Here is a 24510-nt window from a genome sequence, read left to right on the forward strand (position 1 = left end):
TATGATGGCGGCCGCCCGGTTCGCCACATAGCGCCACGCCGCGCGGACTGCTGGCACTTCTGCAACGATTTCTGAACCTGAACATTCACATGGCTGAGACCTTACTGCTGACGGGCGCCACTGGCTATATTGCTTCGCACACATGGGTGGCACTGCTTGAAGCGGGCTACAACGTGATCGGGCTCGATAATCTGTGCAACAGTAACCGGGAGGTTGTAAGCCGCCTGGCCGCCATTAGCGGCAAGACGCCGCATTTCGTGGAAGGCGATGTGCGAGACCGGGCGTTGCTGGACCGCCTGCTGGCCGAACACAAGATCACGGGCGCCATTCATTTCGCCGCGCTCAAGGCCGTGGGGGAATCGGTGAGTCAGCCGCTCGCCTATTACGACAACAATCTCAATGGACTGGTCACGCTTTGCGCCGCCATGCAGGCGGCAGGCGTCAGGCAACTGGTGTTCAGTTCATCCGCCACGGTGTATGGAAATCCGCATACCGTGCCGATCCTCGAGGATTTCCCGCTCTCGGCCACCAATCCATACGGTCAGACAAAACTGATGAGCGAGCAGATCCTGCGCGATCTGGAGATTTCCGATCCTTCCTGGCGAATTGGCTACCTGCGGTATTTCAATCCGGTCGGGGCGCATGAAAGCGGCCGGATTGGAGAAGACCCCGGCGGTATTCCCAACAATCTCATGCCGTATGTGGCACAGGTCGCCGGCGGCCGGCGCGAAAAGCTCAGCATCTATGGCGGCGATTACCCGACCATCGACGGTACGGGCGTCCGCGACTACATCCATGTTTGTGATCTCGCCGACGGACACGTGGCGGCGCTGGGCTATCTGCGCGACAAGGCGCGGAGCGTGACGGTGAATCTGGGAACCGGGCGCGGCTACAGCGTCCTGGAGGTAGTGAAGGCCTACGAACGTGCCAGCGGCCGGTCTGTTCCCTACCAGATCGTCGCGCGTCGGCCGGGCGATATTGCCTCGTGCTATGCCGACCCGACGCTCGCCCGGGAACTGCTTGGCTGGAGCGCCCGCCATGACATCGACCGGATGTGCGCGGATTCCTGGCGCTGGCAGTCGATGAATCCGAAGGGGTTTGCCGCCTAGTGCCGACCGTCACGCGTACCCGTTTCTGCGGGGGTGTGTGAGCGGCACAAAATAAAAAAACCGGGCAATTGCCCGGTTTTTTAATGCATACGACAGTTTCGGCCACTGCTTAGCGGATCAGGAAGTCATCCACCGTCTTGCCGTTGGCCAGCGCCTGCGTCAGCCAGCCCGGGCGCTTGCCGCGGCCGGTCCAGGTATTGCCGGCGCTGTCGCGATATCGCACCGGGACCTTGCGGCTGGCCTTCTTGCCGGCTACGGCCTTGCTGCCAAAACCGAGGTCGTCGGCGGTCAGGCCATATTGTTCGATTTTCTCGCGAATATCGGCGATCACGGTGGCTTGCTCGCGTGCCTTGATCTCTTCCGCCTGCTTCTGCAGTTCGCTGATTTTCTGAACGATTTCCTGATATGTCGCCATTTGTATGCCTCGATTTATCGGTGGGTCTGTGAATAGCAGACGGAATTATAACCACACGATGCCATGCTGCAAATCCCCCCGGCGCTAAACAGACCAAATTTACGAAAAGTCTCAAATCGATATATTCGCTGAACTTTTAAGTAGGTGCGTAGTCCTCCGTGGCATTTGCAAGCGGCATGTTCATCGACGCGTGAATAGCATGCGAAAAAACCGGGATAAATCCCGGCAGGAATTGCGATGCGTATCGCGTCGACAGCAAAACGCGGTCCCAATAACGGCTGCATTCCGGGCGACATGCCGGCGCGGAATGGCACACCGTGCACTTGTGTAGTCGCGCGTTTTCGCGCGTCTTCTGTTACGCGGCGCGGCCCTAATGGACCGGCCAAACGACTGTTCAATCGACTTCCCGATGGCGGACGAATTCAGCAGGTGCTGAACAGCAACAGGCCCGCGGTGGTTTTCAGTTTGGTGTGCCGCAGCATTTGCGGGATGTCATGTGGCATATGCGCCGGTATTTTCCGATCGTTTGAAAGTGCGTCAGTCGTCATTCAAAGTGCCGATTTACCGTATGCCTCAAGGATGCTTCTGGCCCGGCCGTTATCGTGTCTTGAGCAGGCCGTCAGGGTGTCGGCCTGCCGGACCGGCGCAGGGGAGTGGCGTCGGGTTTCCTCCTAATGATCAGCACATCATGTCCTTCCACAACAATATTCAGATCAAGACCCTTTTGCGGGGCGCCATGGCCATGCTTGCGGCCATCCTGTTGCTCGTCGGCGGCGCTGGCTTGCATGGCATCTCGCAGACCAATGATGCGCTGAAGGAGACCTACGCCAACCAGCTTGCGTCGTCGCTGGCCCTGAGCGAAGCGATGCTCGGCACCACCCGCGTGCGCCTGGCGCTGGACCGGGGCGTCATGCCCGGCGCGGAAGGCGACGATATGAAGAAGCACGTCGACCGCTCCATGGTGTTCGTGGAGTCGTCGGATGCCGGCTGGAAGCGCTACATGGCGCTGCCGCAGGGGGACGAGGAAAAGACGCTGGCCAGCGCGCTGGCCGCCCGGCGCCAGGATTTCTTTGAGAAGGGTGCGCTTCCGCTGCAAAAGGCACTGCTTGCCGGCAGCAAGGAAGAGGCGCTGCGCCTGGCGCGGGACGTGCTGCCCGATCTGCAGCGATCGTTGTCCACCGCGCACGACAACCTGGAGAAGTTCCAGCTGAACACGGGCAAGGAGAACTTCGACGCCGCGCAGTCTCGCTTTGAGACGATTCGCGTTGTGTCGATCGCACTGATCGCTTTTGGCATCGCCATTGCCATCGTGGCCACCGTCGCGCTGCATCGCGCCATCGTGCGTCCCGTGGAAGAGGCGCTGGACGTGTTCGAGCGCATGGCGCGCGGCGACTTGACGTCTCGCATCACCAGCATGTCCCGGAACGAGGTTGGCCGCATGATGCAGGCGTTGGCCACCATGCAGGACAGTCTGTCCGGCATCGTTGCCGAAGTGCGCGGTGGCACGGATTCCATCGCCTCGGCCACGCAGCAGATCTCCGCCGGCAACACGGACCTGTCGCAACGTACCGAAGAGCAGGCGTCGTCGCTGGAGCAGACCGCCGCCAGCATGGAAGAGCTGACCACCGTGGTCCGCCAGAACGCCGATAACGCCCGCCAGGCCGGTGTGCTCGCCGGCGAGGCATCGCAGATCGCCATGAAGGGTGGCGACGTGGTCGGCCGCGTGGTTGACACCATGAACGAGATCAACGGGGCGTCGCGCAAGGTGGTCGAGATCATCGGCGTGATCGAAGGCATCGCGTTCCAGACCAACATCCTGGCGCTGAACGCCGCGGTGGAAGCCGCGCGTGCCGGCGAACAGGGCCGCGGCTTTGCCGTGGTGGCTGGCGAGGTGCGCAGCCTGGCGCAACGCAGCGCCAACGCCGCCAAGGAAATCGAGTCGCTGATCAGCGAGTCCGGCCAGCGCGTGGAAAGCGGCACCCGGCTCGTGGCCGAAGCGGGCCAGACCATGGGCGAGATCGTCCAGGCCGTGCGTCGCGTGACGGACATCATGAACGAGATTGGCGCCGCGTCGCAGGAACAAACCACCGGCATCGAGCAGGTCAACCAGGCCGTGAACCAGATGGATCAGGTCACGCAGCAGAACGCGGCGCTGGTCGAGGAAGCCGCGGCCGCCGCCGGCGCGCTGGAAGAGCAGGCGCAGAAGCTCAAGAGCGTGGTGTCGGTCTTCACGCTGAGCGCGGGCGGCGACGTCCGCCAGGCCGCCATCGCCGCACAGCGTCCGGCCCATTCGCTCGCCGCGCTGCCGGCCGTTGCGTCGAAGGCAAGACCGGCGGCATCGGCCGCACCGGCGATCAAGGCACCTGCCGGACATGCGCGCAGTGCCGATCGCGCGCCGGCGCGCCCGACGTCGACGCGTCCGCCGGTCGTGCGCAAGTCGCGCGAAGACAAGCTGCTGCGCCCTGCGTTGTCCGGCACGACGCCAGCAGCGGCAGCCGACGACAACTGGGCCGCATTCTGAGTCGGTAATCCGTCCGGAATCAGCGCATTACTGTTCACACGGCGACCGCAAGATGCCATGATGCGGACCTTTCCAGGTCCGCACCCCGGTGTTCCGATGCGCGCGCCTCGTCCAACATCGCGCAGCCCCAATGATTGCCACGAGTTCTAGCCTCCTGCTGCTTGCAGCCTTGCTCGGCGTTGCCGCCGCGCGGGGGGTGCGCACAGCCAACGCGGAGGGCGGGCAGGCACGCAAGACAGGCCGGTCCCTGATGTGGTCGGCGGCCTTGATGTCGCAGGGCATCATCGGCATGCCGCTCTGGGTGGCGCTGGCGTCCGGCACCCTGACCGCCGTCAACGACGGCGCGAAGCTTGCGGCCACGTTGGTCGCCTCGCTGGTGGCCAGCGTCGTCGCCACCCAATGGTTTGCCTCGGCCTACCACTGGTTGCGCCAGGGCACGCGTGGCTGGCGTGCCGCCGTGGTGGTGGCAATGGTCGCCGGGGCCGGGCTGGTGGCCGTGGCCGGTACGCGGCTGGGCCGCACATGTGGCGGCCAGTCGATGACGGCACGCGCGTGCATGGATGCGGCGGGACTCCCCGGCCCGGCCTGGCTGGCGGGCGGGCTCACGCTGCTTTGCCTGGCGATGTTCGCCGTGCATCGCGCCCAGTCGAATGGATGGCTGACCGTGCCGGCACGCGCTGAGGGCGGCCTGATCGACGACCTCATCGATGAGATTCCCACCGCGCAGATCGCGCGCCACACCGAGTCCAGGCCGAGCCGGCGCGGCCACGCCCGCATTCCCGGCCTGACCGTGCGCCCCGCTGCACGCGGTCAGGCGCCGTTGGGCGAATACAGCGTGAGCACGGAGCTGCCGGATCGCGTTGCGTTTGGGCGCTGGCTCGACCAGACCATTGCGCAGGCCAGGCTGTCCGAGATGGCCTGTGCGGTGCTGCTGATCCATATCGCCGACTTCCGTGAGGTGGACGAGGTCTTCGAGGTGCGTGCCGACGACATCCTGGCGCAGGATGCCGGCGCGCTGGCGCAGGCCGCGCTGGAGCCCCACGACTTCCTCGCCCGGCTGGCGCGCGACGAGTTCGCCGTCGGCGTGCCGGAAATGGTCCAGCACAACCGCGCGCATGAACTGGGCTCGCGGGTGTTGGGATCGCTGGCCGAATTCGTGGCGGCGCGCGGGCTGCAGATGCAGATCGGCGTCAACATCGGCATCGCCATCTATCCGCGCGACGCACAGACGTCGGAGGCGCTCATGCAGGCGGCCCGCGTCAGCCTGACCGAGGCGCGCGAAAGCGGCTCCAACCAGGTGCGCGTATTCAATTCCGCCGCCGGCGAGCGGGCGCGGCGCACGCGCGTGATCCGCCGCGACCTCTGGCTGGCCATCCAGGACGACGCCTTGTCCCTGATGTACCAGCCGAAGTTCGACGTCCGGCATCGCCGGGTGGTGGGCGCCGAAGCGCTTTGCCGCTGGCGCCATCCCGCGCTGGGCATCGTCAACCCGGCGGAGTTCATCATGGTGGCCGAGCAGTCGGGCCAGATCGACAAGCTCGACGACTGGGTCATCGCCCGGGTTTGCGCGCAGGTGCGCCAGTGGCAGGATGCCGGGCTGCCCGTGGTGCCCGTGGCGATCAACGTCTCCGGCCTGCGCTTCGCCAGTCGCAATTTCCCGCAGTACCTGCTGGACCAGATTCACCAGCACGACATCCCGCCGTCCGCGATCACGCTGGAGATCACCGAGACCGCGGCCATGAAAGACATCGGCAAGTCGCTGGAAACGCTGGCGGAGCTGCAGGCGCTGGGCATCCACGTGGCGCTCGACGACTTCGGCAGCGGCTATTCCAGCCTGGGCTACCTCAAGCGGCTGCGCGTGGGCACGCTCAAGATCGACCGCACGCTGATCGGCGGGCTCGATGCCGACCCGCAGGGGCGGGCGATCGTCGGGTCGATGGTGGCGCTGGCGCACGAACTGCGCATGAAGGTGGTGGCCGAAGGCGTGGAGTCCGCGTCGCAGCTCGACATCCTGCACGCGATGGGTTGCGACGAAGTCCAGGGCTACCTGATGTCCCTGCCGCTGGACCCGTCGGCGTTCGCCGAAACCCTTCGCGCCGCATAACCGGTGCGACGGTAAACGCCGGCGCCGGAATTAGAGGTTTTCCTCTATCCCGCCGTCGGCGGTCTACATCGCGGCCACGGCCGGACGATATGCCGAATACAGGGCAGTGGCACGCGCACGGCGTGCTCGCCGGCTGGCCTGTCCGCCGCCGGCCGCCGTATGTGCGTTGCGCCCCCCTGGCGGACCAACCATTCACGGAGTCCCCATGTCTCTCCCGAGCATACTCGTCGTCGACGATTCGCCTTCCCTGCGCCGCATGATTGGTGCCTGCCTGCGGGCCGGCGGCTATACGGTCACGGAAGCCGCCGATGGCAAGGAGGCGCATGAAGTGGCGCAGGAGGGGGACTTCGGCATGCTGGTGACCGACCAGGTCATGCCCGGCATGGATGGCCTGACGCTGATCCGCGCGCTGCGCGCCACGCCGGCCTACGCCGCCATTCCCATCCTGATGCTGTCCACCGAGCATGACGACCGCATCCTCGATCAGGCGCGGGAAGCCGGCGCTTCCGGCTTCCTCGCCAAGCCGTTCGATCCCGACCAGTTGATGGACTCGGTCCAGGCGCTGCTTGCCCCTCCCACAGAGGGGTAAACCAGGCGGCCATGTCGCCCTTTATTCACCCCGCGCCCTGCCGTAAATACTGGAGGGCCATAGCAGGTGCCCGGCCAGCGCCGGGGCACTGCTTCCGGTCGCCAGCAGCCAGGGAGACGTCACCCGGCCACGACCAACCAAGCCAGCGGGGGCAACCATGAATACCAGCATCAACAAGGCAGACGGCGCGGGAGAGGAATTCCTGGCGTTCAGGCTTGGCCGCGAAGAGTACGGCATCGACATCCTCAAGGTTCAGGAGATCCGGGGCTACGAATCGGTGACCCAGATCGCCAACGCGCCGGCTTACCTCAAGGGCGTGATCAACCTGCGCGGCATCATCGTCCCGATCATCGATCTGCGCATCAAGTTCAACCAGGCCGAGGTCACCTATGACCAGTACACGGTCGTGATCATCGTCGACCTGAACGCACGCACCACGGGCATCGTGGTGGACGGCGTGTCCGACGTGCTGACGCTGACCCCATCGCAGATCAAGCCGGCACCGGCGCTCTCCGGTGGCGTGGAAACCGAATACATCCGTGGCCTGGGATCGCTCGAGGGCCGCATGCTGATTCTTGCGGACATCGAGAAGCTGATGGATCTCGACGACCTGGCGGCCATCGACGCCGCGGCCGGCACGGCCTGAGACCTGCCGGGCAGCCCGGCTTTTCCATCCCGGCCAACGGTGCGCGCCGCCTGACAAAGCGCGCCGGGGCCATCGGCGACCACGCAGCAATCATCCATGAGAAACAACCAGCCAGTTACCCAGCGCGAGCACCTGCTCTCGTCGAACGATTACCTGATTTCGCGTACCGATCTCAAGGGTCGGATCACGTTCGCCAATCGGGCGTTCATCGAGACGAGCGGCTTCACGGCTGAGGAACTGCTGGGCGCGGCGCACAACCTGGTGCGCCATCCCGACATGCCGCCCGAGGCGTTTGCCGACCTGTGGCAATCGATCCAGGCGGGCAAGTCGTGGGTCGGCATCGTCAAGAACCGACGCAAGGACGGCGACCACTACTGGGTTCATGCCACCGTCACGCCGACGAGCGTCGATGGCCGGATCGTGGGCTATACCTCGGTGCGCTCGATGGCCAGCCGCGAGCAGATCGAAGCCGCCGATGCGCTGTATCAGCGCTTCCGCGAAAGCCGTGCCGCAGGGCTGGCGATTCGCGATGGCGCCGTGGTGCGTACCGGTGTGGCCGGCTTCATCGGGCGACTTACGCGCGTGAACCTGAAGCGCCGCATCCTCTGGGCGCAGCTGGCCGGGCTGGTGTGGTTCCTGGCCGCCGTCACGGGCGCGCACTGGCTGGCCCCCGAGGTCACCGCGCAACTGTGGCCGTGGCTGTGGGGCGCATTCGGGCTGGCGGTGCTGTCGTCGTTCGCGGCGGGCTCGATGCTGGTTTCGCGCGTGGAGCGGCCAGTCGGCGAGATGCTGGACTTCGCGCTGCGCCTGGGTGCCGGTGACCTGACCACGGGATTCGAATATCGGTCCAACGACGAAATCGGCGCATTGTCGCGCGCCATGCAGACCATGCAGCGCAGCCTGTTGTCCGTCGTGCACGACATCCAGACGGGCATGGCCAGCATCTCCACGGCGACGCACCAGGTGGCGGCCGGCAACAGCGACCTGTCGCAACGCACGGAACAGCAAGCCGCGTCGCTGGAGGAAACCGCTTCGAGCATGGAGCAGCTGACCAGCACGGTGCGACAGAACGCCGACAACGCGCGGCAGGCCAGCGGCTTGGCGGCCAATGCCTCGGAGACCGCCGTGCGCGGGGGCGAGGCGGTGGGCCGCGTGGTGCAGACCATGGACGAGATCAACCAGGCGTCGCGCAAGATCGTCGACATCATCGGCGTGATCGAAGGCATCGCATTCCAGACCAACATCCTCGCGCTGAACGCCGCGGTGGAAGCCGCGCGGGCCGGGGAGCAGGGCCGCGGCTTTGCCGTGGTGGCCGGCGAGGTGCGCGGCCTGGCGCAGCGCAGCGCGAATGCAGCCAAGGAAATCAAGGGCCTGATCGGCGACACCGTGGCGCGCGTGGATAACGGCGCGGCACAGGTGAGCGACGCAGGCGCAACCATGGACGAGATCGTGCAGGCGGTGAAGCGCGTGACTGACATCATGGGTGAGATCAGTTCGGCATCGGCGGAACAGAGCTCGGGCATCGAACAGGTGAACCAGGCCGTGGCGCAGATGGACGAGGTGACGCAGCAGAACGCCGCGTTGGTCGAGCAGGCCGCTGCCGCGGCGGGCTCGCTGGAAGAACAAGCCGATCGCCTGCGCGAATCGGTCTCCACCTTCCGCGTCAGCATGCAGGCCGAAATCCGGCCGGCGCGCGCGCGACGGGTGGCGGCGATCGGTGAAGTGGGGCGCGAAGCCGGGCTGGCAACAGCCTGAGTTTCACAGGAACGGGGTAAGAGCGGCGCACGAAACGCCGTGACAACGCGGGAGGGAGCAGTCGATGCCAATCCCGGTCTTTTCTGACAGAAGGGGGTAGTTCTATGCAGTGGTTCAATCAACTGCGCGTTACAACCAGGCTGATTGCTGGCTTCCTGGTCGTATCCGTGATCGGTGCCATCATCGGCCTGCTGGGCGTGGTGAATATGGGGCGCATGGCGGAATGGACCGGCAAGATCTACAACACCGATCTGCAGGCCCTGAAGGCCGTGCAGGACGGCAACATCAACCTGGTCTACGCCAGCCGCGCCCAGATCGCGCTGCTGTCGGCCTCGACCATGGGCGAGCGCGCGACCGAGAAGGACGAGATCCAAAAGTCACTGACGACGATGGAAGCGCGCGTGAAGGCCGCCAAGGATTCGTTCAACGCACCGGAAGGCCAGGCGCTGTTCAAGCAATACGACAAGCTGGTGCCGCCGTTCCGCGAGCGCATGACCAAGTACGTGGAACTGGTCGGCAAGCAGCCGCTGGACACGTCGCAGTTTGAAAGCACCGTCTTTACGGAAAGCGCGGACCTGCTCAAGGAAAGCCGCGCGCTGGAAGACGTGCTGTTCAAGATGGTCAAGCGCCGCGATGACCGCGCCAAGGCCAACATGGAAGAATCGACCAGCGTGTACAACAGCTCGCGCGTGTTGATGCTGCTGCTGGTCATCGGTGGCGTGGCGGTGTCCGTGCTGCTGGGCTGGTTCCTGGCGCGCCAGTTGTCGAGCCAGCTCGGTGGCGAGCCGGGCTACGCCGCCGCCATCGCCGCACGCATTGCCGAAGGCGATTTCTCCGGCAAGGTATCGCTGCGCAAGGGTGACCGTGGCAGCCTGCTGCACGCGATGAGCCAGATGCAGCAGCAGCTGTCGCACATGGTCCGCGACTTCAAGGAATCCGCCGAATCGATCGGCACCGCTTCGCGAGAGATCGCCGCCGGCAACAACGACCTGTCGCAACGTACCGAGCAGCAGGCCGCGTCGCTGGAGGAAACCGCATCGAGCATGGAGGAGCTGACCAGCACGGTGCGCCAGAACGCCGACAACGCGCGGCAGGCCAGCGGCCTGGCGGCCAATGCCTCGGAGACCGCCGTGCGCGGCGGCGAAGTAGTGGGCCGCGTGGTGCAGACGATGGACGAGATCAACGAGGCATCGCGCAAGATCGTCGACATCATCGGCGTGATCGAAGGCATCGCGTTCCAGACCAACATCCTGGCGCTGAACGCCGCGGTGGAAGCCGCGCGTGCTGGCGAACAAGGCCGCGGCTTTGCCGTGGTGGCCGGCGAGGTGCGCAGCCTGGCGCAGCGCAGCGCGAATGCGGCCAAGGAAATCAAGGGCCTGATTGGCGACACCGTGGCGCGCGTGGATAACGGCGCGGCACTGGTGGGCCAGGCTGGCACGACGATGGGCGAGATCGTGCAGGCGGTGAAGCGCGTGACCGACATCATGGGCGAGATCAGCGCGGCATCGGCGGAACAGAGCTCGGGCATCGAGCAAGTGAACCAGGCCGTGGCGCAGATGGACGAGGTGACGCAGCAGAACGCGGCGCTCGTGGAGCAGGCCGCCGCCGCCGCCGGGTCCCTGCAGGATCAGGCTGGCAGGCTGCAGGAGTCGGTCTCGACCTTCCGCCTGTCGCAGGACGATGCCGCCAGCACCAGCCCGTCGCTCGGCGCGCTTGCCGCACCGGCGGCACGTTCGATCGCCAAGCCCGGTGTGAAGGCCGCAGTGACCTCCACGCTGAAGGCAGCCAAGGGTCGCACCGCGCGCAAGTCGACGAGCACGGCGCTGGTCGCGGCCGCTGCAGCGCCTGCCGTGATGGCCGCCGCTGAAGTTGCCGACGAAGCTGCCGATAGTTCATTGGTACGCCCCGCTGCCGCCCTGGCGAGCAGCGCATCCGACAACGGCGACTGGAGCGCATTCTGAGCGGCCGATAACGCGCTCCGATGCAACGCCACGAGCGATGCAGTGTGCCCCGGCGACGTGTTGTAGGAAGCGCGCCGGGGCGCTTTCTCGTCCAATGACATCATGACCACCGACATCAGCCTGTCCCTGTCAGCCGAAGCCACTGCGCGGCTGCGCGCGGACTTCGATGCCTTTGTAAAAGTCTCCACGGGGCTCGATGCCGAGTTCATCCCGCCGGCATTCGATGACTTCCTGCGCGCGCGACTGATGCAGCAGGATGGCCCGCTGACCGAGCGCGCCGTCATGCGGTTGCTGGCCAGTGGCGAATATGGCTGGGCGAAGAAGGTCTTCGACAAGCAGTTACCCAATGCGCTGGCGGCGCTGATGCGCGATGCGCAGCGCTTCGGCTTTGGTCTGGCGGTACAGCCGGACTGGACGCCCCAGCAGCGCGTGGACAACGCGCGTGACTGGGCCACGCAGATTCTTTCGGAGGCCGGCGCGGATGCGGCCTTCACGGGAGCGCTCGCGGCACAGATCTCCTCATCCGCCGTGGATATCCGCACGCTCGAGGAACGCATGCGCACACCGGCGTGGCGCATGGCCGACAGTCTTCGCCAGCGCGCGTATGACGTCATGTATGCGCTGCAGACTGAGCAGAGCGAAGCACTGGGTCGGAGCAAGGTGGGAGAGCTGCGCGCGTTGCTGGGTCTGGCGCTCGAATACGGTTCTGTCAGTGCAGAGGAAGCCGCACGCGTGCTCGAACAGGTGGAACGTGCGCGGCCGCATCTGTTCCGCGAAGCGCCCGACGATATCTTCGCGCGTTTGGCTGCGTGGTTGCGGCAGCTGTTTAGCCAAGGCGGTCTGATTCGTCAATAGTGGAATCCGTCAGGGCGTCGGCATGTCCACCACAAACGTGGAGTGTCCGTTCAGTAAGTGAAGTGTTACAGCCTTGATGTAAATCAGAAGTCAGCCCCCCGAGCTGTTACAAATTCGGAGGGCCATGTCTTTTCCGTGCGACATTTGCTATCCCCCAACTCAAGTAGGGATTGGCAGTGCGGGCGAATTGCCGATATAAACGTAACAGTTTCATTTACACTCTGTAACATCTGTAACGTTTACGAGAAGTGGTGTAACCGGGCGCAGTTCCTTTCGTAGTACGTCGTACCCATCGAACACGCATCAAACGATCTGGTCGCCGACTTGCAGCAAAAAAGTCGGTAAGCGCCGGACAAGCGGTCGAAGGGTTTTTGGTAGCGGGGAAAAATTGGAAAGCAGTGAAGTTCTCCAGGAGATCAGGGAGGTCAACCTCGCCTATCTGCTGCTCGCGCAACGACTGGTGCGCGAAAACCAGGTGGAAGCCATGTTCAGGCTTGGCGTCAGCAAGGAAATCGCTGACATTCTCGCCAAGCTGACCTCGGCGCAACTCGTCAAGCTGGCCGCATCGAATATGGTGCTGTGCCGTTTCCGCTTCGACGATCACGCGCTGCTTTCCACACTCACTCACACGGCCAAGAGCCATGATATGCAGCAGATCCACGCTGCTATCCTTCTCGCCCGGCAACCTGTGGAGTCGCTCAATTGACCGCGCTCCTCCAGGCCCAGCCAGCCCGAAGCTTTACGGCCACTCCCATCCCCAACCGCAAGAGCGTCCTGCAGGATGCCAACCAGACGCAGCTCGCCATCGAGCTGATCGGCCTGGGTGCGCGCCTTCAGGTGCTTGAAGCCGAGACCACGCTCTCGCGCGACCGGTTGATCCGCCTCTACAAGGAGCTCCGTGGCGCGTCGCCGCCCAAGGGCATGCTCCCGTTCTCGACGGACTGGTTCACCACCTGGCTGCCGAATATCCATTCCTCGCTGTTCTTCTCCGCGTACCAGTTCATGGTGCAGGAAGGCGAGACGTCTGGCATTCGCGCAGTGGTGGCGAGCTATCGCCTGTACCTCGAGCACGTTTCGCTGCTTGGCGGCGAAATTGTCTTAAGTTTCACCCGTGCCTGGACGTTAGTACGGTTTTTCGAGAGCAATATGCTGCAGCTTTCCACCTGCACGTGTTGCGGCGGGCAGTTCGTGACGCACGCTTATGAGCCGCACGCGAATTTCGTGTGCAGCCTGTGCCGCCCGCCGTCGCGTGCCGGAAAGGTGAAGAAGCTCTCGAAGGACGCCGCAGCCGCGCAGACCGAAGCCTGATTCCATCTGGCCAGACGTCCGCGTAGCAGGTGGGCTCCCGGTACCTGGCGAGCGGTGACCCCGCTGGCCCGTACAGGATGCCCTTGTGCGTGCCTGACGCGTGTTTTTCAGACGGGGATCCGATCGTGCTAGTAGTTCTTGGCTATGTCGTCGTAGTCGTGGCGGTGTTGGGTGGTTACGCCCTCACCGGCGGCCACATGGGCGCGCTTTATCAACCGGCGGAGCTCATCATCATCGGCGGCGCCGCCGTTGGCGCATTCATCAGCTCCAACAGCGGCAAGGCCATCAAGGCCACCATGAAGGCCATGCCCTCACTGCTGCAAGGTTCCAAGTACAAGAAGGAGCTGTACCTTGACGTGATGGCGCTGCTGTACGTGCTGCTGTCCAAGGCGCGCCGCGAAGGCATCTTGTTCCTCGAAAAGGAAATTGCCGATCCCGCATCGAGCAGCGTCTTCAGTCAGTACCCGCGCATCCTGGCCGATGCCAAGATGATGGAGTTCCTGACCGACTACCTGCGCATGATGGTCAACGGCAACATGAACGCCTTCGAGATCGAGGCGCTCATGGACCACGAAATCGAAACGTATCGCCACGAAGCCGAGATTCCCGCCCACGCACTGTCACGCGTTGGCGATGGCCTGCCGGCCTTCGGCATCGTGGCCGCGGTGATGGGCGTGGTGCATGCGCTGGCCTCCGCGGACCTGCCGCCGTCCGAGCTGGGCGCGCTGATCGCCCACGCCATGGTGGGAACGTTCCTGGGCATTCTGCTGGCTTACGGCTTCGTATCGCCGCTGGCGTCCCGCGTCGAACACCAGGTGTCGGAAAGCGTGAAGATGTACGAGTGCATCAAGGTCACGCTGCTCGCTTCGCTCAACGGCTACGCGCCGCTGGTGGCGGTGGAATTCGGCCGCAAGGTGCTCTACTCCACGGTACGTCCGTCGTTCCTTGAGCTCGACGACCACGTCCGTGAAGTCAAGAGCCTGACCTGACGGAGATCCGCCATGAGCAGCGCCCAGGACCTGCGTCCGATCGTCATCAAGAAGGCGAAGTCGCACACCAAGCCGCACGGCAACCACAGCTGGAAGATCGCCTACGCCGACTTCATGACGGCCATGATGGCGCTCTTCCTGGTGCTGTGGCTGTTGAGCTCGGCTTCCCCGAAGACGCTCGTCGGCGTGGCCGAGTATTTCAAGACACCGCTCAAGGTGGCTGTGGCCGGTGGCGACAAGAGCAGCCTCTCCAAGAGCGTCATTCCCGGCGGCGGCAAGGACCCGATGGCCAAGGACGGCGAGGTCATGCGTGCGACGACCAACGATCCGTCGGACGCCCAGCGCCGCCGCGACCAGTTGGACAGCGAGCGCCTGCGCGCGCTCAAGGGTCGTCTGGAACAGATCATCGAGAACAACCCGATGCTGCGCCAGTTCCGACCGCAGCTGCTGCTGGACATCACGAGCGAAGGGCTGCGTATCCAGATCCTCGATACGCAGAACCGTCCGATGTTCCGCACCGGCAGTGCCTCGGTGGAGCCGTACATGCGCACCATCCTGCGCGAGATCGGGCCGGTGCTCAATGAAATGCCGAACAAGGTCAGCTTGTCCGGCCACACGGATTCCGCCACGTACATGAATGGCGAACGCGCCTACAGCAACTGGGAGCTTTCCGCCGACCGCGCCAACGCCTCGCGCCAGGAACTGATCGGCGGTGGCATGCAGGAAGGCAAGGTGCTGCGCGTGCTGGGGCTGGCGGACACCATGCCGCTAGAGAAGAACGACCTGCTGGCGCCTGTCAACCGCCGCATCAGCATCGTGGTGCTGAACAAGCGCGCCCAGGCCCAGTTTGAATCGGAAAACGCCAGCGCGGCGGAAGTCTCCGTGCAGGCGCAGAAGGGCAAGGCAGGGCAGGAAATGCAGGCGCAGCTGGAAGCGGCATCGACCCCTGCGGCCAGGCCGGCCAGCGGGCCCAAAGGCAAGATCGAGTGAGGCGTGCTGCCCTATCACGGGTGGCACATCTTTCAGAGCAATTTAGCGAGTCAGGACGGGCATGTCTGTCGATATCGATATCACGCAGTTTTACCAGACCTTTTTTGAAGAGGCCGAGGAACTGCTCGTTGAAATGGAGCAGCTGCTGCTCGGGCTGGACATCGAGTCCCCCGATGCGGAAGAGCTCAACGCGATCTTTCGCGCTGCGCACTCCATCAAGGGCGGCGCGGCGACGTTCGGCTTCGCGGCTCTGACCGCGACCACGCACATCTTTGAGAACCTGCTTGACCGTACGCGTCGGCGGGAACTGGCCCTCACGCGGGTCATCATCGACACCTTTCTGGAAACCAAGGACGTGTTGCAAGATCAGCTCAACGCCTACCGCAACGGCACCGAACCCGATCCGGAAACGCTGGCGCGTATCTGCGCCGTCCTGCAGCAGCTGGCTGAAGAAGCCGGCGGCGACGCGGGCCATGCCGCCGCGCCGGCCCCGGCGCCCGTGGCCGCCGCGCCCGCGCCTGCAGCCGCCGCGTCCGGTGGCAACCTCAAGGTCCGCCTGATCAAGGTATCGGCGGCCGACCAGGCACTGCTGCGCGAAGAGATCGCCAACCTGGGCGAGATCACCGGCCAGCAGGAAGAAGACGGCGACCTGACGATCTGGCTGAACAGCCAGTGCAGCGCCGACGACATCATCGCGGTCTGCTGCTTCGTGATCGACGAGAAGCAGATCGCCGTGGAATCGGTGGACGGCGGTGCCGCACCGGCAGCCGCTGCCGCGCCCGCACCGGCGCCGGTGGCTGCGCCGGCACCCGTGGCAGCCGCGCCTGCGGCACCGGCCGCCGCTGCCAAGGACAAGGAAAAAGAGAAGGCCAAGCCGGCGGCCGCCGCTGCCGATTCGGGATCGATCCGCGTGCCGACCGAGAAGGTCGACCAGATCATCAACCTGGTGGGCGAGCTGGTGATTACCCAGTCGATGCTCGCGCAGACCGCGTCGTCGCTGGACCCGGTGCTGTTTGACCGCCTGTTCTCGGGCATGGGCCAGCTGGAGCGCAATGCGCGCGACCTGCAGGAAGCCGTGATGTCCATCCGCATGATGCCGATGGACTACGTGTTCTCGCGCTTCCCGCGTCTGGTGCGCGACCTGGCCAGCAAGCTCGGCAAGCAGATCGACCTGGTCACGTTCGGCAAGGCGACCGAGCTGGACAAGAGCCTGATCGAACGCATCATCGATCCGCTGACCCACCTGGTCCGCAACAGCCTGGACCACGGCATCGAAACGCCGGAGAAGCGCCTGGCCGCCGGCAAGGATGCGACCGGCCAACTGATCCTCTCCGCACAGCACGCGGGCGGCAACATCGTCATCGAAGTGAGCGACGATGGTGGCGGCCTGAACCGCGACCGCATCCTGGCCAAGGCCCTGCAGAACGGTCTGCCGGTATCGGAGAACATCAGCGACGAGGAAGTCTGGCAACTGATCTTCGCGCCGGGCTTCTCCACGGCGGAAGTGGTGACCGACGTGTCCGGCCGTGGCGTGGGCATGGATGTGGTCAAGCGGAACATCCAGGAAATGGGTGGTCACGTGGAAATCAGCTCGCGTCCGGGCCTGGGAACCACCACCCGCATCGTGCTGCCGCTGACGCTGGCCATCCTGGACGGCATGTCCGTCCGCGTGGGCGAGGAGACCTTCATCCTGCCGCTGAACTGCGTGATGGAGTCCCTGCAGCCGAAGTCCGAAGACGTGCACACCGCCGCCAATGGCGAGCGCGTGATGAACGTGCGCGGCGAATACCTGCCGCTGCTGGAGCTGCACAAGGTCTTCAACGTGACCGGCGCGCTGCAGGAGCCGACGCAAGGCATCGCCGTGATCCTGTCCGCCGAGGGCAAGCGCTTTGCGCTGCTGGTGGACCAGCTCATCGGCCAGCACCAGGTGGTGCTGAAGAACCTGGAAACGAACTATCGCAAGGTGCCGTGCATTTCCGCCGCCACGATCCTCGGCGACGGCAGCGTCGCGCTGATCGTGGATGTGGGCGCGCTGCAGCGCACTGGCGTGCGCCGCCAGGACCCCGTGGTCGCACAGTAATCAACAGCAAGGAGAACAGACATGGCCGGCATCGGACATATCGATACCCAGGGCAGCGAAGCCTCTGGCCAGGAATACCTGGTCTTCACGCTGGGGACCGAGGAATATGGCATCGACATCCTCAAGGTTCAGGAAATCCGCAGCTACGAGACGGTGACCCGCATCGCCAACGCTCCCGATTTCATCAAGGGCGTGACCAACCTGCGCGGCGTGATCGTGCCGATCGTGGACCTGCGCCTGAAGTTCAACCTGGGCAACGTGCGCTACGACCACCAGACCGTGGTGATCATCCTGAACGTGGCCGGCCGCGTGGTCGGCATCGTCGTGGATGGCGTGTCGGACGTGCTCACGCTGACGGGCGGCGACATCAAGCCGGCGCCGGAGTTTGGCGTGTCGGTATCCAACGAGCACCTGACGGGTCTGGGCTCGGTGGATGGCCGCATGCTAATCCTGATCGACATCGAACGCATGATGACCAGCTCTGAGATGGAACTGGTCGAGGCCGAGCTCGCCTGATCCGGGCAGCCCGGGCCGCAGCGATCCGAACAAGCAGTTACGCCGTTAATCGGCACCTGAAAGAAACACACCATGACGCCGCTCCGTTCTTCCTCCAGCGCCACCGGGAAGCCAGGCGCGGCCGCCGCACCCGCAACACCGGTGCTGGCGCCGCTGCGCGACGACATGCGTGACTTCCTGCTGACCGAGCGCGATTTCGAGAAAGTCCGCGCGCTGATTCACAAGCGCGCGGGGATCTCGCTGGGCAGCCATAAGCGCGAAATGGTCTACAGCCGGCTGGCCCGGCGCCTGCGGTCGCTGCAGCTGGGCGACTTCGGCAGCTACCTGTCCTTGCTGGAATCGGACGAGGGCTCCCAGGAGTGGGAGTTCTTCACCAATGCGCTGACCACCAACCTGACCTCGTTCTTCCGCGAGGCGCACCACTTCCCGCTGCTGGCCGAGCACGCCAAGAAGACTGGCCGGCCCTACAGCGTCTGGTGCGCGGCAGCATCGACGGGCGAAGAGCCTTACTCCATCGCCATCACGCTGGCCGAGGCGCTGGGCGACCGCGCCGGCACGGTGCTGGCCACCGATATCGACACGCAGGTGCTGGCCAAGGCGCGCAACGGCGTGTACACGAGCGAGCAGGTCGCGCGGCTGTCGCAGGAACGCCTGAAGCGCTTCTTCCTGAAGGGCACCGGCGCGCGCGCGGGATCGGTCAAGGTCAAGCCGGACCTGGCGTCGACGATCGCGTTCGAGCCATTGAACCTGCTGGCGCCGGACTGGGGCTTGCGCGAGAAGTTCGACGTGATCTTCTGCCGCAACGTGATGATCTATTTCGACAAGCCCACCCAGGGCCGCATCCTGGAGCGGTTTGCACCGTTGCTCAAGCCAAACGGCCTGCTGTTCGCCGGTCATTCGGAGAACTTCTCCTACGTGACGCGCGCGTTCCAGCTGCGTGGACAAACCGTCTACGAGCTGGCCGGCAAGGGCAGCGGAGGAGGCGCATGATGCGGACGCCCCAGATGCCCGAGGCGATCGCCACGCGCAAATACTTCGACCGCGAATTCGGCAAGCAGGCCATCAAGCTGCTGCCCAACGAGTACTACGTGAGCGGCGAGGACGTGGTCCTGACCACGGTGCTGGGCTCCTGCGTGGCCGCATGCATTCGCGACGAAGTGGCCGGCGTCGGTGGCATGAACCATTTCATGCTGCCCGACGACGAGAATGCCGGCGCGGACCGCATGCTGTCCGCCTCCATGCGCTACGGCTGCTATGCGCTGGAAGTGCTGATCAATGAACTATTGAAGATGGGCGCCCGGCGCGAGCGTCTTGAGGCCAAGGTTTTTGGCGGCGGAGCCGTCCTGGCCAACATGACGACCCTCAATATTGGGGACCGGAATGCCGATTTTGTATTGAAGTATCTGAAGACCGAAGAGATTCGCGTGGCGGCGCAGGATTTGCGCGGGCCGCATGCGCGACGGGTCAGCTACTTCCCATCGAGCGGCCTGGCGCTGGTGCGCCGGCTGACGCGACAGGATGACACGGTAGGCGTGGAACGCGATGAACGCGCACTGGCGCGCGCGCTGTCCACATCCACAAAGGCGCCCACCCGAGGCGCAGTGGAATTATTTACGCGGCAGGCAACGGCGAGACCGCTGGCCTGAAATGTGAGACGTAGAGACGAATATGACCGCCGCGAAAATCAAGGTGCTGTGCGTGGACGATTCCGCGCTGATTCGCAGCCTGATGACGGAGATCATCAACAGCCAGCCGGACATGGAGGTTGTCGGGACCGCCCCTGATCCGCTGGTAGCGCGTGACCTGATCAAGCGCCTGAATCCGGACGTGCTGACGCTGGACGTGGAAATGCCGCGCATGGACGGGCTGGATTTCCTGGAGCGCCTGATGCGCCTGCGGCCGATGCCGGTGCTGATGGTGTCCTCGCTGACCGAGCGCGGATCGGAAATCACGATGCGCGCGCTGGAACTGGGCGCGGTGGATTTCGTCACCAAGCCCAAGCTCGGTATCCGGGACGGGCTGATCGAGTACACGGACACCATCGCGGACAAGATCCGCGCGGCATCCCGCGCCCGGGTGCGCGTGAGGGCGGAAGCCCCGGCGGAAGGCGCCCCTGCCGCACCGATCCTGCGCACGCCGCTGTTGTCGACGGAAAAGCTGATCATCGTGGGCGCGTCCACGGGCGGCACGGAAGCCATCAAGGAATTCCTGATGCCGCTGCCGCCGGATTGTCCGGCCGTGATGATCGTGCAGCATATGCCGGCCGGCTTCACGAAGTCGTTCGCGCAGCGGCTGAACGGCCTGTGCCGCATCACGGTCAAGGAAGCCGAGCACGGCGAGCGCGTGCTGCCGGGCTACGCGTATATCGCCCCCGGCGACTCGCATCTGTTGCTGGCGCGTAGTGGTGCCAACTACGTGGCGCACCTGTCGCAGGAGGCACCCGTCAACCGCCACCGGCCGTCGGTCGATGTGCTGTTCGATTCGGCCGCGGTGCACGGTGGCAAGAACGTGACGGGGGTGATCCTGACCGGCATGGGCAAGGACGGCGCCCGTGGCATGCTCCGCATGCGCGAGGCGGGCGCGTACAACCTGTCGCAGGACGAGCAGTCCTGCATCGTGTTTGGCATGCCGAAGGAAGCCATCGCTGCCGGCGGCGTGCATGAAGTGGTGCCCCTGCACCAGATGAGCCAGCGCGTCATGGCGCACCTGGCGACGTTTGGTGCGCGGGCACAGCGCGTATAAGGTCGCGCAGCAACAAAAGACAACGGCGGCGGGCGTGGCGCGAGGGATTCGCGCGGCGAAACGCAGCCGGTTCATATTCCCATCCACAACTGTTTTGGAGCCGTAGAGTGGACAAGAACATCAAGATCCTGGTGGTCGACGACTTCCCGACCATGCGTCGGATTATCCGTAACCTGCTCAAGGAGCTGGGCTTCACCAACGTCGAGGAAGCCGAGGACGGCGCCGCCGGCCTGGACAAGGTCAAGGACGGCAGCTTCCAGTTCGTGGTGTCGGACTGGAACATGCCGAACATGGATGGCCTGACCATGCTGCAATCGATCCGCGCGATTCCCGAGATCGCCAAGACCCCGGTGCTGATGGTGACCGCCGAGGCCAAGAAGGAGAACATCATCGCTGCCGCGCAGGCCGGCGCCAACGGCTACGTGGTGAAGCCGTTCACCGCGGCAACGCTGGACGAGAAGATCACCAAGATCTTCGAGAAGCTGGGTCAATAAGAGGTAGCCGACATGTCGACGACTCCGACTATCAGCAATGAATCGGCCGAGCAGATCATCCATCGCATCGGCAACCTGACGCGGATGCTGCGCGATAACATGCGGGAGCTGGGGCTCGACAAGGAAATCGAGCGTGCCGCGCAGGCCATCCCCGATGCTCGCGACCGTCTGAGCTATATCGCCGCCATGACCGAGCAGGCCGCCGAGCGCACGCTGACGGCCGTCGAGCTGGCGCAGCCGCTGCAGGAAGACCTGGAGGCCAAGGCCACGGCGCTGGACAAGCGTTGGGACGAGTGGTTCGAGAAACCGGTGGAGCTGGGCGATGCCCGCGCCCTGGTACTGGACACGCGGGAGTTCCTGACGGATGTGCCCCAGAAGGCCAAGGCCACCGGCAGCCACCTGCTGGAGATCATGATGGCGCAGGATTTCCAGGATCTGACCGGCCAGGTGATCAAGAAGATGATGGACATGATCCGTAGCCTGGAGCAGGAAYTGCTGCAGGTGCTGATCGATAACGTGCCGGCCGAGCGCCGCGTGGAGGCACCTTCCACGCTGATGAACGGTCCGCAGATCAACCCGGAAGGCAAGGCCGATGTGGTATCGGACCAGTCGCAGGTGGACGATCTGCTGGCAAGCCTGGGATTCTGAGTCCGGGGCTGTTGTGTGGGGATGAAGCAGGACGCGCCAGAACAAAACGGGACGATCGCGTCAGGTGATCGTCCCGTTTGTTTTTGGCCGAAGCGCTAGTTGACCACAGATGGCGCGGATCTCTCATCCGCCGCTGTCTCCTCACGCCAACGTCGCGTGTCACCGCGGAAGGCAATCGTCGGCAATTGTGGGCATTCGCTGGCAGAATGCCAGGGCACCCCGGCTTCCGGGTACAGCGTTGCGCACGGCGGGCGATGTATGGACATTGCCTCGCCGCTGTCGTGGCCCTGATCCTGCATGCCGGATGTCCATGACGTCCTACTGCCAGAGGATCACGCCCCCATGTATTTCCGCCGTCCCGCACTCGCGCTCCACGCCGTTGCCGTCGCCATCCTTGCCCTGCCCGGTGCCGCCAGCGCGCAGACGCTGACCGTTCCGCAGGTATCCCCCGCCGTTGACAGCGCCTATACCCGCCTGGAGGCGTCGCCGCTGCTCAAGAAGGTGCTGGCGGACGTCCGGGCCGACGATGCGCGCGCGCTGACCGAACTGAAGACCATGACGGAGATCCCCGCGCCGCCGTTCAAGGAGCGCGCGCGGGCGGAGTACTTCGTGTCCCGCCTCAAGGCGCTCGGCCTGACGGATGCGCATATCGATGCGGAAGGCAACGCGATCGGCATCCGCAAGGGCGTGGGCAACGGACCGAAGCTGCTGATCTCGGCGCACCTCGACACGGTGTTCCCGGAGGGCACCGACGTTACCGTCAAGTCCCGCGACGGCAAGCTGTATGCCCCGGGCATTGGCGATGACACCCGTGGCCTGGCGGTGCTGCTGTCCTGGCTCAAGGTGCTTAACGACAACAAGGTTCGCACCGTGGGGGACCTGGTTTTCGTCGGCAACGTCGGCGAGGAAGAACTGGGCAACCTGCGCGGCATGAAGGCCGTGTTCCGTGATCATCCGGATATCGACGGCATGGTCGGCCTGGAGCCGGGCACCGGTGATCGCGTGCTGACGCAGGGTACCGGCAGCCATCGCTACGAAGTCCTGTTCCGCGGGCCCGGTGGCCACAGCTTCGGCGCGTTCGGCCTGCCGAGCGCGATCCACGCAATGGGCCGTGCCATCACCCGGGTCAGCGACGTCCGCCCGCCGGCGGATCCCAAGACGACCTTTACGGTGGGTACGGTGGGCGGTGGCACGTCCGTCAACGCGATCGCCGGCGATGCGCGCATGGCCGTGGATATCCGCTCCAACGGCACGCCGGCGCTGCTCGAGACCGAGAAGCAGATCATGACCGCGATCGAGACCGGCGTTTCCGAGGAGAACCGCCGCTGGTCGCCCAGCCAGGGCAATCAGATTTCGTTCCAGACGCGCCAGATTGGCGACCGGCCGGCGGGCATCACGCCCACCGATTCGGTCATCGTGCAATCGGCCGTGCGCGTGATCAAGGCCAACAGCAAGGAAGCACCGAGCCTGCGCGGCGGCAGCACCGACGCCAATGTGCCGATGTCGCTGGGGATCCCGGCCATCATCCTTGGCAGCGGCGGCAAGTCGGGCGGGTCCCACTCGCGCGACGAGTGGTTTGACCCGACCAATGCGCACGAAGGGGCGCAGTGGGGACTGACTACCGTGCTGGGGCTCGTCGGCGTGGAAGGCGTCGGCGCACCGCTGCTGGCGAAGCGGCCCGCGAAGTAAGGGTCGAGTAAGGGTCGAGTCAGGGTCGAAGTCAGCGTCGACGTAAGGCTCGAAGCAAGGCTAGTCCCGCCGGCCGGCGGGCCGGCCTTGCGTGCCGCTACGCCGCAATGGCAAAGCTGGTATCGAAGGTCGTCCTGACGTCCAGCCGCTGCTTCAGCAATCCCGCCTTGAGGTAGAAGTCGGCGGTCCGCTGCTGTTCGGCGATCAGCGTGGCATCGATGATTCGCCATTGCGTGCGGCGCCTCTCGAACTGCAGCCGGGCCGCTTCCGGGGCGATGCCGATGATGCGTGCCAGCGTGGCGGAGAAATCCGATACATGCTGGTAGGACCACGTCTGCGCGCGCACCACGCGTTGTAGGAAGTCGGCCAGGACCGCTCGCTTCGCGGCCAGGGCGGCATCGGTTGCCGCCAGATAGCTGAGCCCCGCCGAGAGCCCGCGTCCGTTGACCAGCACGCGTGCATGGCCGCTGGTTTCGGCCATAGCCGTATAGGGCTCCCAGGTCGCCCAGGCATCGACGGAACCGTTGGTCAGTGCCAGCTTCGTGTCTGCCGGCGGCAGGAAGCGGATGTTGGCGTCCTCGGGCTTCAGGCCGGCCGATTCCAGCGCCTTGAGTGCGACAAAATGGCCGATGGAGCCGCGGTTCGTGCCAATGCTCTTGCCCTTGAGATCGGCGGCCGTCTTCAGGGGCGAGTCCGGGCGTACCAGCACTGCCGTGCCATATGGGTCCGACTGGTTGGCGCCGATCAGCTTGATGCGCGTGCCGGCTGCCAGCGTGAAGATGGCGGGCGCATCGCCGATCGGTCCGCAATCAACCGCGCCGGCATTCAAGGCTTCCGCAAGCGGCGCAGCGGCGGGGAACTCCGTCCATTGGATGTCGTAGGACAGGCCTTTCAGGGCATCGGCGGCTTCGAGCAGCGCCCGCAGGCCGCCCTTCTGATCGCCTGCCTTGAGAACCGGGCGTGCCTGGGCCAGGGCGGCCGTCGGCAAAAGTATCGAAGGGGCGGCAAGCGTGGCAGTCTGGCGCAGGAACTGGCGGCGGGAGGTCGTCATCGGGAGGCGCGGAGCAGAATGAATGGGATCAACAAGCTCAGACGCTAC

Annotated in this window: 22 protein-coding genes; 20 read left to right on the forward strand and 2 right to left on the reverse strand. The window is 64.9% G+C overall.

The annotated features are described in order from the left end of the window. Positions 1-89: 89 nt before the first annotated feature. Positions 90-1109, forward strand: a complete 1020-nt coding sequence (gene galE / locus AC1DOX_RS21280) for a UDP-glucose 4-epimerase GalE (protein ID WP_441622762.1) — start codon at positions 90-92, stop codon at positions 1107-1109. A gap of 109 nt (positions 1110-1218) precedes the next feature. Here the strand turns inward: galE and AC1DOX_RS21285 are convergent, their stop codons facing one another. Next, positions 1219-1524: an H-NS histone family protein gene (locus AC1DOX_RS21285; protein ID WP_092140804.1), complete on the reverse strand. Its 306-nt coding sequence runs from the start codon at positions 1522-1524 to the stop codon at positions 1219-1221. A gap of 688 nt (positions 1525-2212) precedes the next feature. On the opposite strand from AC1DOX_RS21285, the gene AC1DOX_RS21290 reads away from it, so the two are divergent. From AC1DOX_RS21290 to AC1DOX_RS21380, 19 genes are all read left to right on the forward strand, one after another. Further along, on the forward strand, positions 2213-4045 hold the full coding sequence (locus AC1DOX_RS21290) for a methyl-accepting chemotaxis protein (protein ID WP_441622765.1): 1833 nt from the start codon (positions 2213-2215) through the stop codon (positions 4043-4045). A 130-nt stretch (positions 4046-4175) separates the two neighbouring features. Then, positions 4176-6149, forward strand: a complete 1974-nt coding sequence (locus AC1DOX_RS21295; protein ID WP_441622767.1) for a putative bifunctional diguanylate cyclase/phosphodiesterase — start codon at positions 4176-4178, stop codon at positions 6147-6149. A 205-nt stretch (positions 6150-6354) separates the two neighbouring features. Further along, on the forward strand, positions 6355-6738 hold the full coding sequence (locus AC1DOX_RS21300; RefSeq protein ID WP_092140810.1) for a response regulator: 384 nt from the start codon (positions 6355-6357) through the stop codon (positions 6736-6738). A gap of 157 nt (positions 6739-6895) precedes the next feature. After that, a complete protein-coding gene (locus tag AC1DOX_RS21305; RefSeq protein WP_092140812.1) occupies positions 6896-7384 on the forward strand; it encodes a chemotaxis protein CheW in 489 nt (162 codons plus the stop codon). 96 nt (positions 7385-7480) lie between these two features. Beyond that, positions 7481-9139, forward strand: a complete 1659-nt coding sequence (locus tag AC1DOX_RS21310) for a methyl-accepting chemotaxis protein (protein ID WP_441622770.1) — start codon at positions 7481-7483, stop codon at positions 9137-9139. A 104-nt stretch (positions 9140-9243) separates the two neighbouring features. Continuing rightward, positions 9244-11100 carry a methyl-accepting chemotaxis protein gene (locus tag AC1DOX_RS21315; RefSeq protein ID WP_477101498.1) on the forward strand — a complete coding sequence of 619 codons (1857 nt, stop codon included), beginning with the start codon at positions 9244-9246 and terminating at the stop codon, positions 11098-11100. A gap of 102 nt (positions 11101-11202) precedes the next feature. Continuing rightward, positions 11203-11955: a DUF4088 domain-containing protein gene (locus AC1DOX_RS21320; RefSeq protein ID WP_441622774.1), complete on the forward strand. Its 753-nt coding sequence runs from the start codon at positions 11203-11205 to the stop codon at positions 11953-11955. 388 nt (positions 11956-12343) lie between these two features. Then, positions 12344-12661, forward strand: a complete 318-nt coding sequence (gene flhD / locus AC1DOX_RS21325) for a flagellar transcriptional regulator FlhD (RefSeq protein ID WP_010812713.1) — start codon at positions 12344-12346, stop codon at positions 12659-12661. Further along, complete coding sequence (flhC, locus tag AC1DOX_RS21330; protein WP_092140820.1) at positions 12658-13263, forward strand: flagellar transcriptional regulator FlhC; 606 nt, start codon at positions 12658-12660, stop codon at positions 13261-13263. The genes flhD and flhC overlap by 4 nt, the downstream gene beginning before the upstream one ends. Positions 13264-13388: 125 nt before the next feature. After that, a complete protein-coding gene (gene motA / locus AC1DOX_RS21335) occupies positions 13389-14252 on the forward strand; it encodes a flagellar motor stator protein MotA (RefSeq protein ID WP_441622777.1) in 864 nt (287 codons plus the stop codon). Between the two features lie 12 nt (positions 14253-14264). Further along, positions 14265-15242, forward strand: coding sequence for a flagellar motor protein MotB (gene motB / locus AC1DOX_RS21340; RefSeq protein ID WP_441622779.1), 978 nt, complete (start codon positions 14265-14267; stop codon positions 15240-15242). Between the two features lie 61 nt (positions 15243-15303). Then, positions 15304-17322, forward strand: coding sequence for a chemotaxis protein CheA (gene cheA, locus AC1DOX_RS21345; RefSeq protein WP_477101499.1), 2019 nt, complete (start codon positions 15304-15306; stop codon positions 17320-17322). Between the two features lie 21 nt (positions 17323-17343). Beyond that, entirely contained in the window at positions 17344-17838 is a 495-nt protein-coding gene (locus AC1DOX_RS21350; protein WP_092140826.1) for a chemotaxis protein CheW, read from the forward strand. A 72-nt stretch (positions 17839-17910) separates the two neighbouring features. Continuing rightward, a complete protein-coding gene (locus AC1DOX_RS21355) occupies positions 17911-18828 on the forward strand; it encodes a CheR family methyltransferase (protein WP_441623108.1) in 918 nt (305 codons plus the stop codon). Next, positions 18828-19484: a chemoreceptor glutamine deamidase CheD gene (cheD, locus tag AC1DOX_RS21360; protein ID WP_092140974.1), complete on the forward strand. Its 657-nt coding sequence runs from the start codon at positions 18828-18830 to the stop codon at positions 19482-19484. The genes AC1DOX_RS21355 and cheD overlap by 1 nt, the downstream gene beginning before the upstream one ends. 22 nt (positions 19485-19506) lie before the next feature. Next, a complete protein-coding gene (locus AC1DOX_RS21365; protein WP_092140830.1) occupies positions 19507-20580 on the forward strand; it encodes a protein-glutamate methylesterase/protein-glutamine glutaminase in 1074 nt (357 codons plus the stop codon). Between the two features lie 107 nt (positions 20581-20687). Continuing rightward, the gene (gene cheY / locus AC1DOX_RS21370) at positions 20688-21074 is read left to right on the forward strand and encodes a chemotaxis response regulator CheY (protein ID WP_092140832.1); all 387 of its coding nucleotides are present in this window, start codon (positions 20688-20690) and stop codon (positions 21072-21074) included. Between the two features lie 12 nt (positions 21075-21086). Then, positions 21087-21722: a protein phosphatase CheZ gene (gene cheZ, locus AC1DOX_RS21375; RefSeq protein ID WP_092140834.1), complete on the forward strand. Its 636-nt coding sequence runs from the start codon at positions 21087-21089 to the stop codon at positions 21720-21722. Between the two features lie 342 nt (positions 21723-22064). Further along, a complete protein-coding gene (locus tag AC1DOX_RS21380) occupies positions 22065-23411 on the forward strand; it encodes a M20/M25/M40 family metallo-hydrolase (RefSeq protein ID WP_441623111.1) in 1347 nt (448 codons plus the stop codon). 97 nt (positions 23412-23508) lie between these two features. Here the strand turns inward: AC1DOX_RS21380 and AC1DOX_RS21385 are convergent, their stop codons facing one another. Continuing rightward, entirely contained in the window at positions 23509-24462 is a 954-nt protein-coding gene (locus AC1DOX_RS21385; protein ID WP_441623113.1) for an ABC transporter substrate-binding protein, read from the reverse strand. Between the last annotated feature and the right edge of the window lie 48 nt (positions 24463-24510).

This window comes from Cupriavidus sp. 01L415 (genome assembly GCF_056400065.1).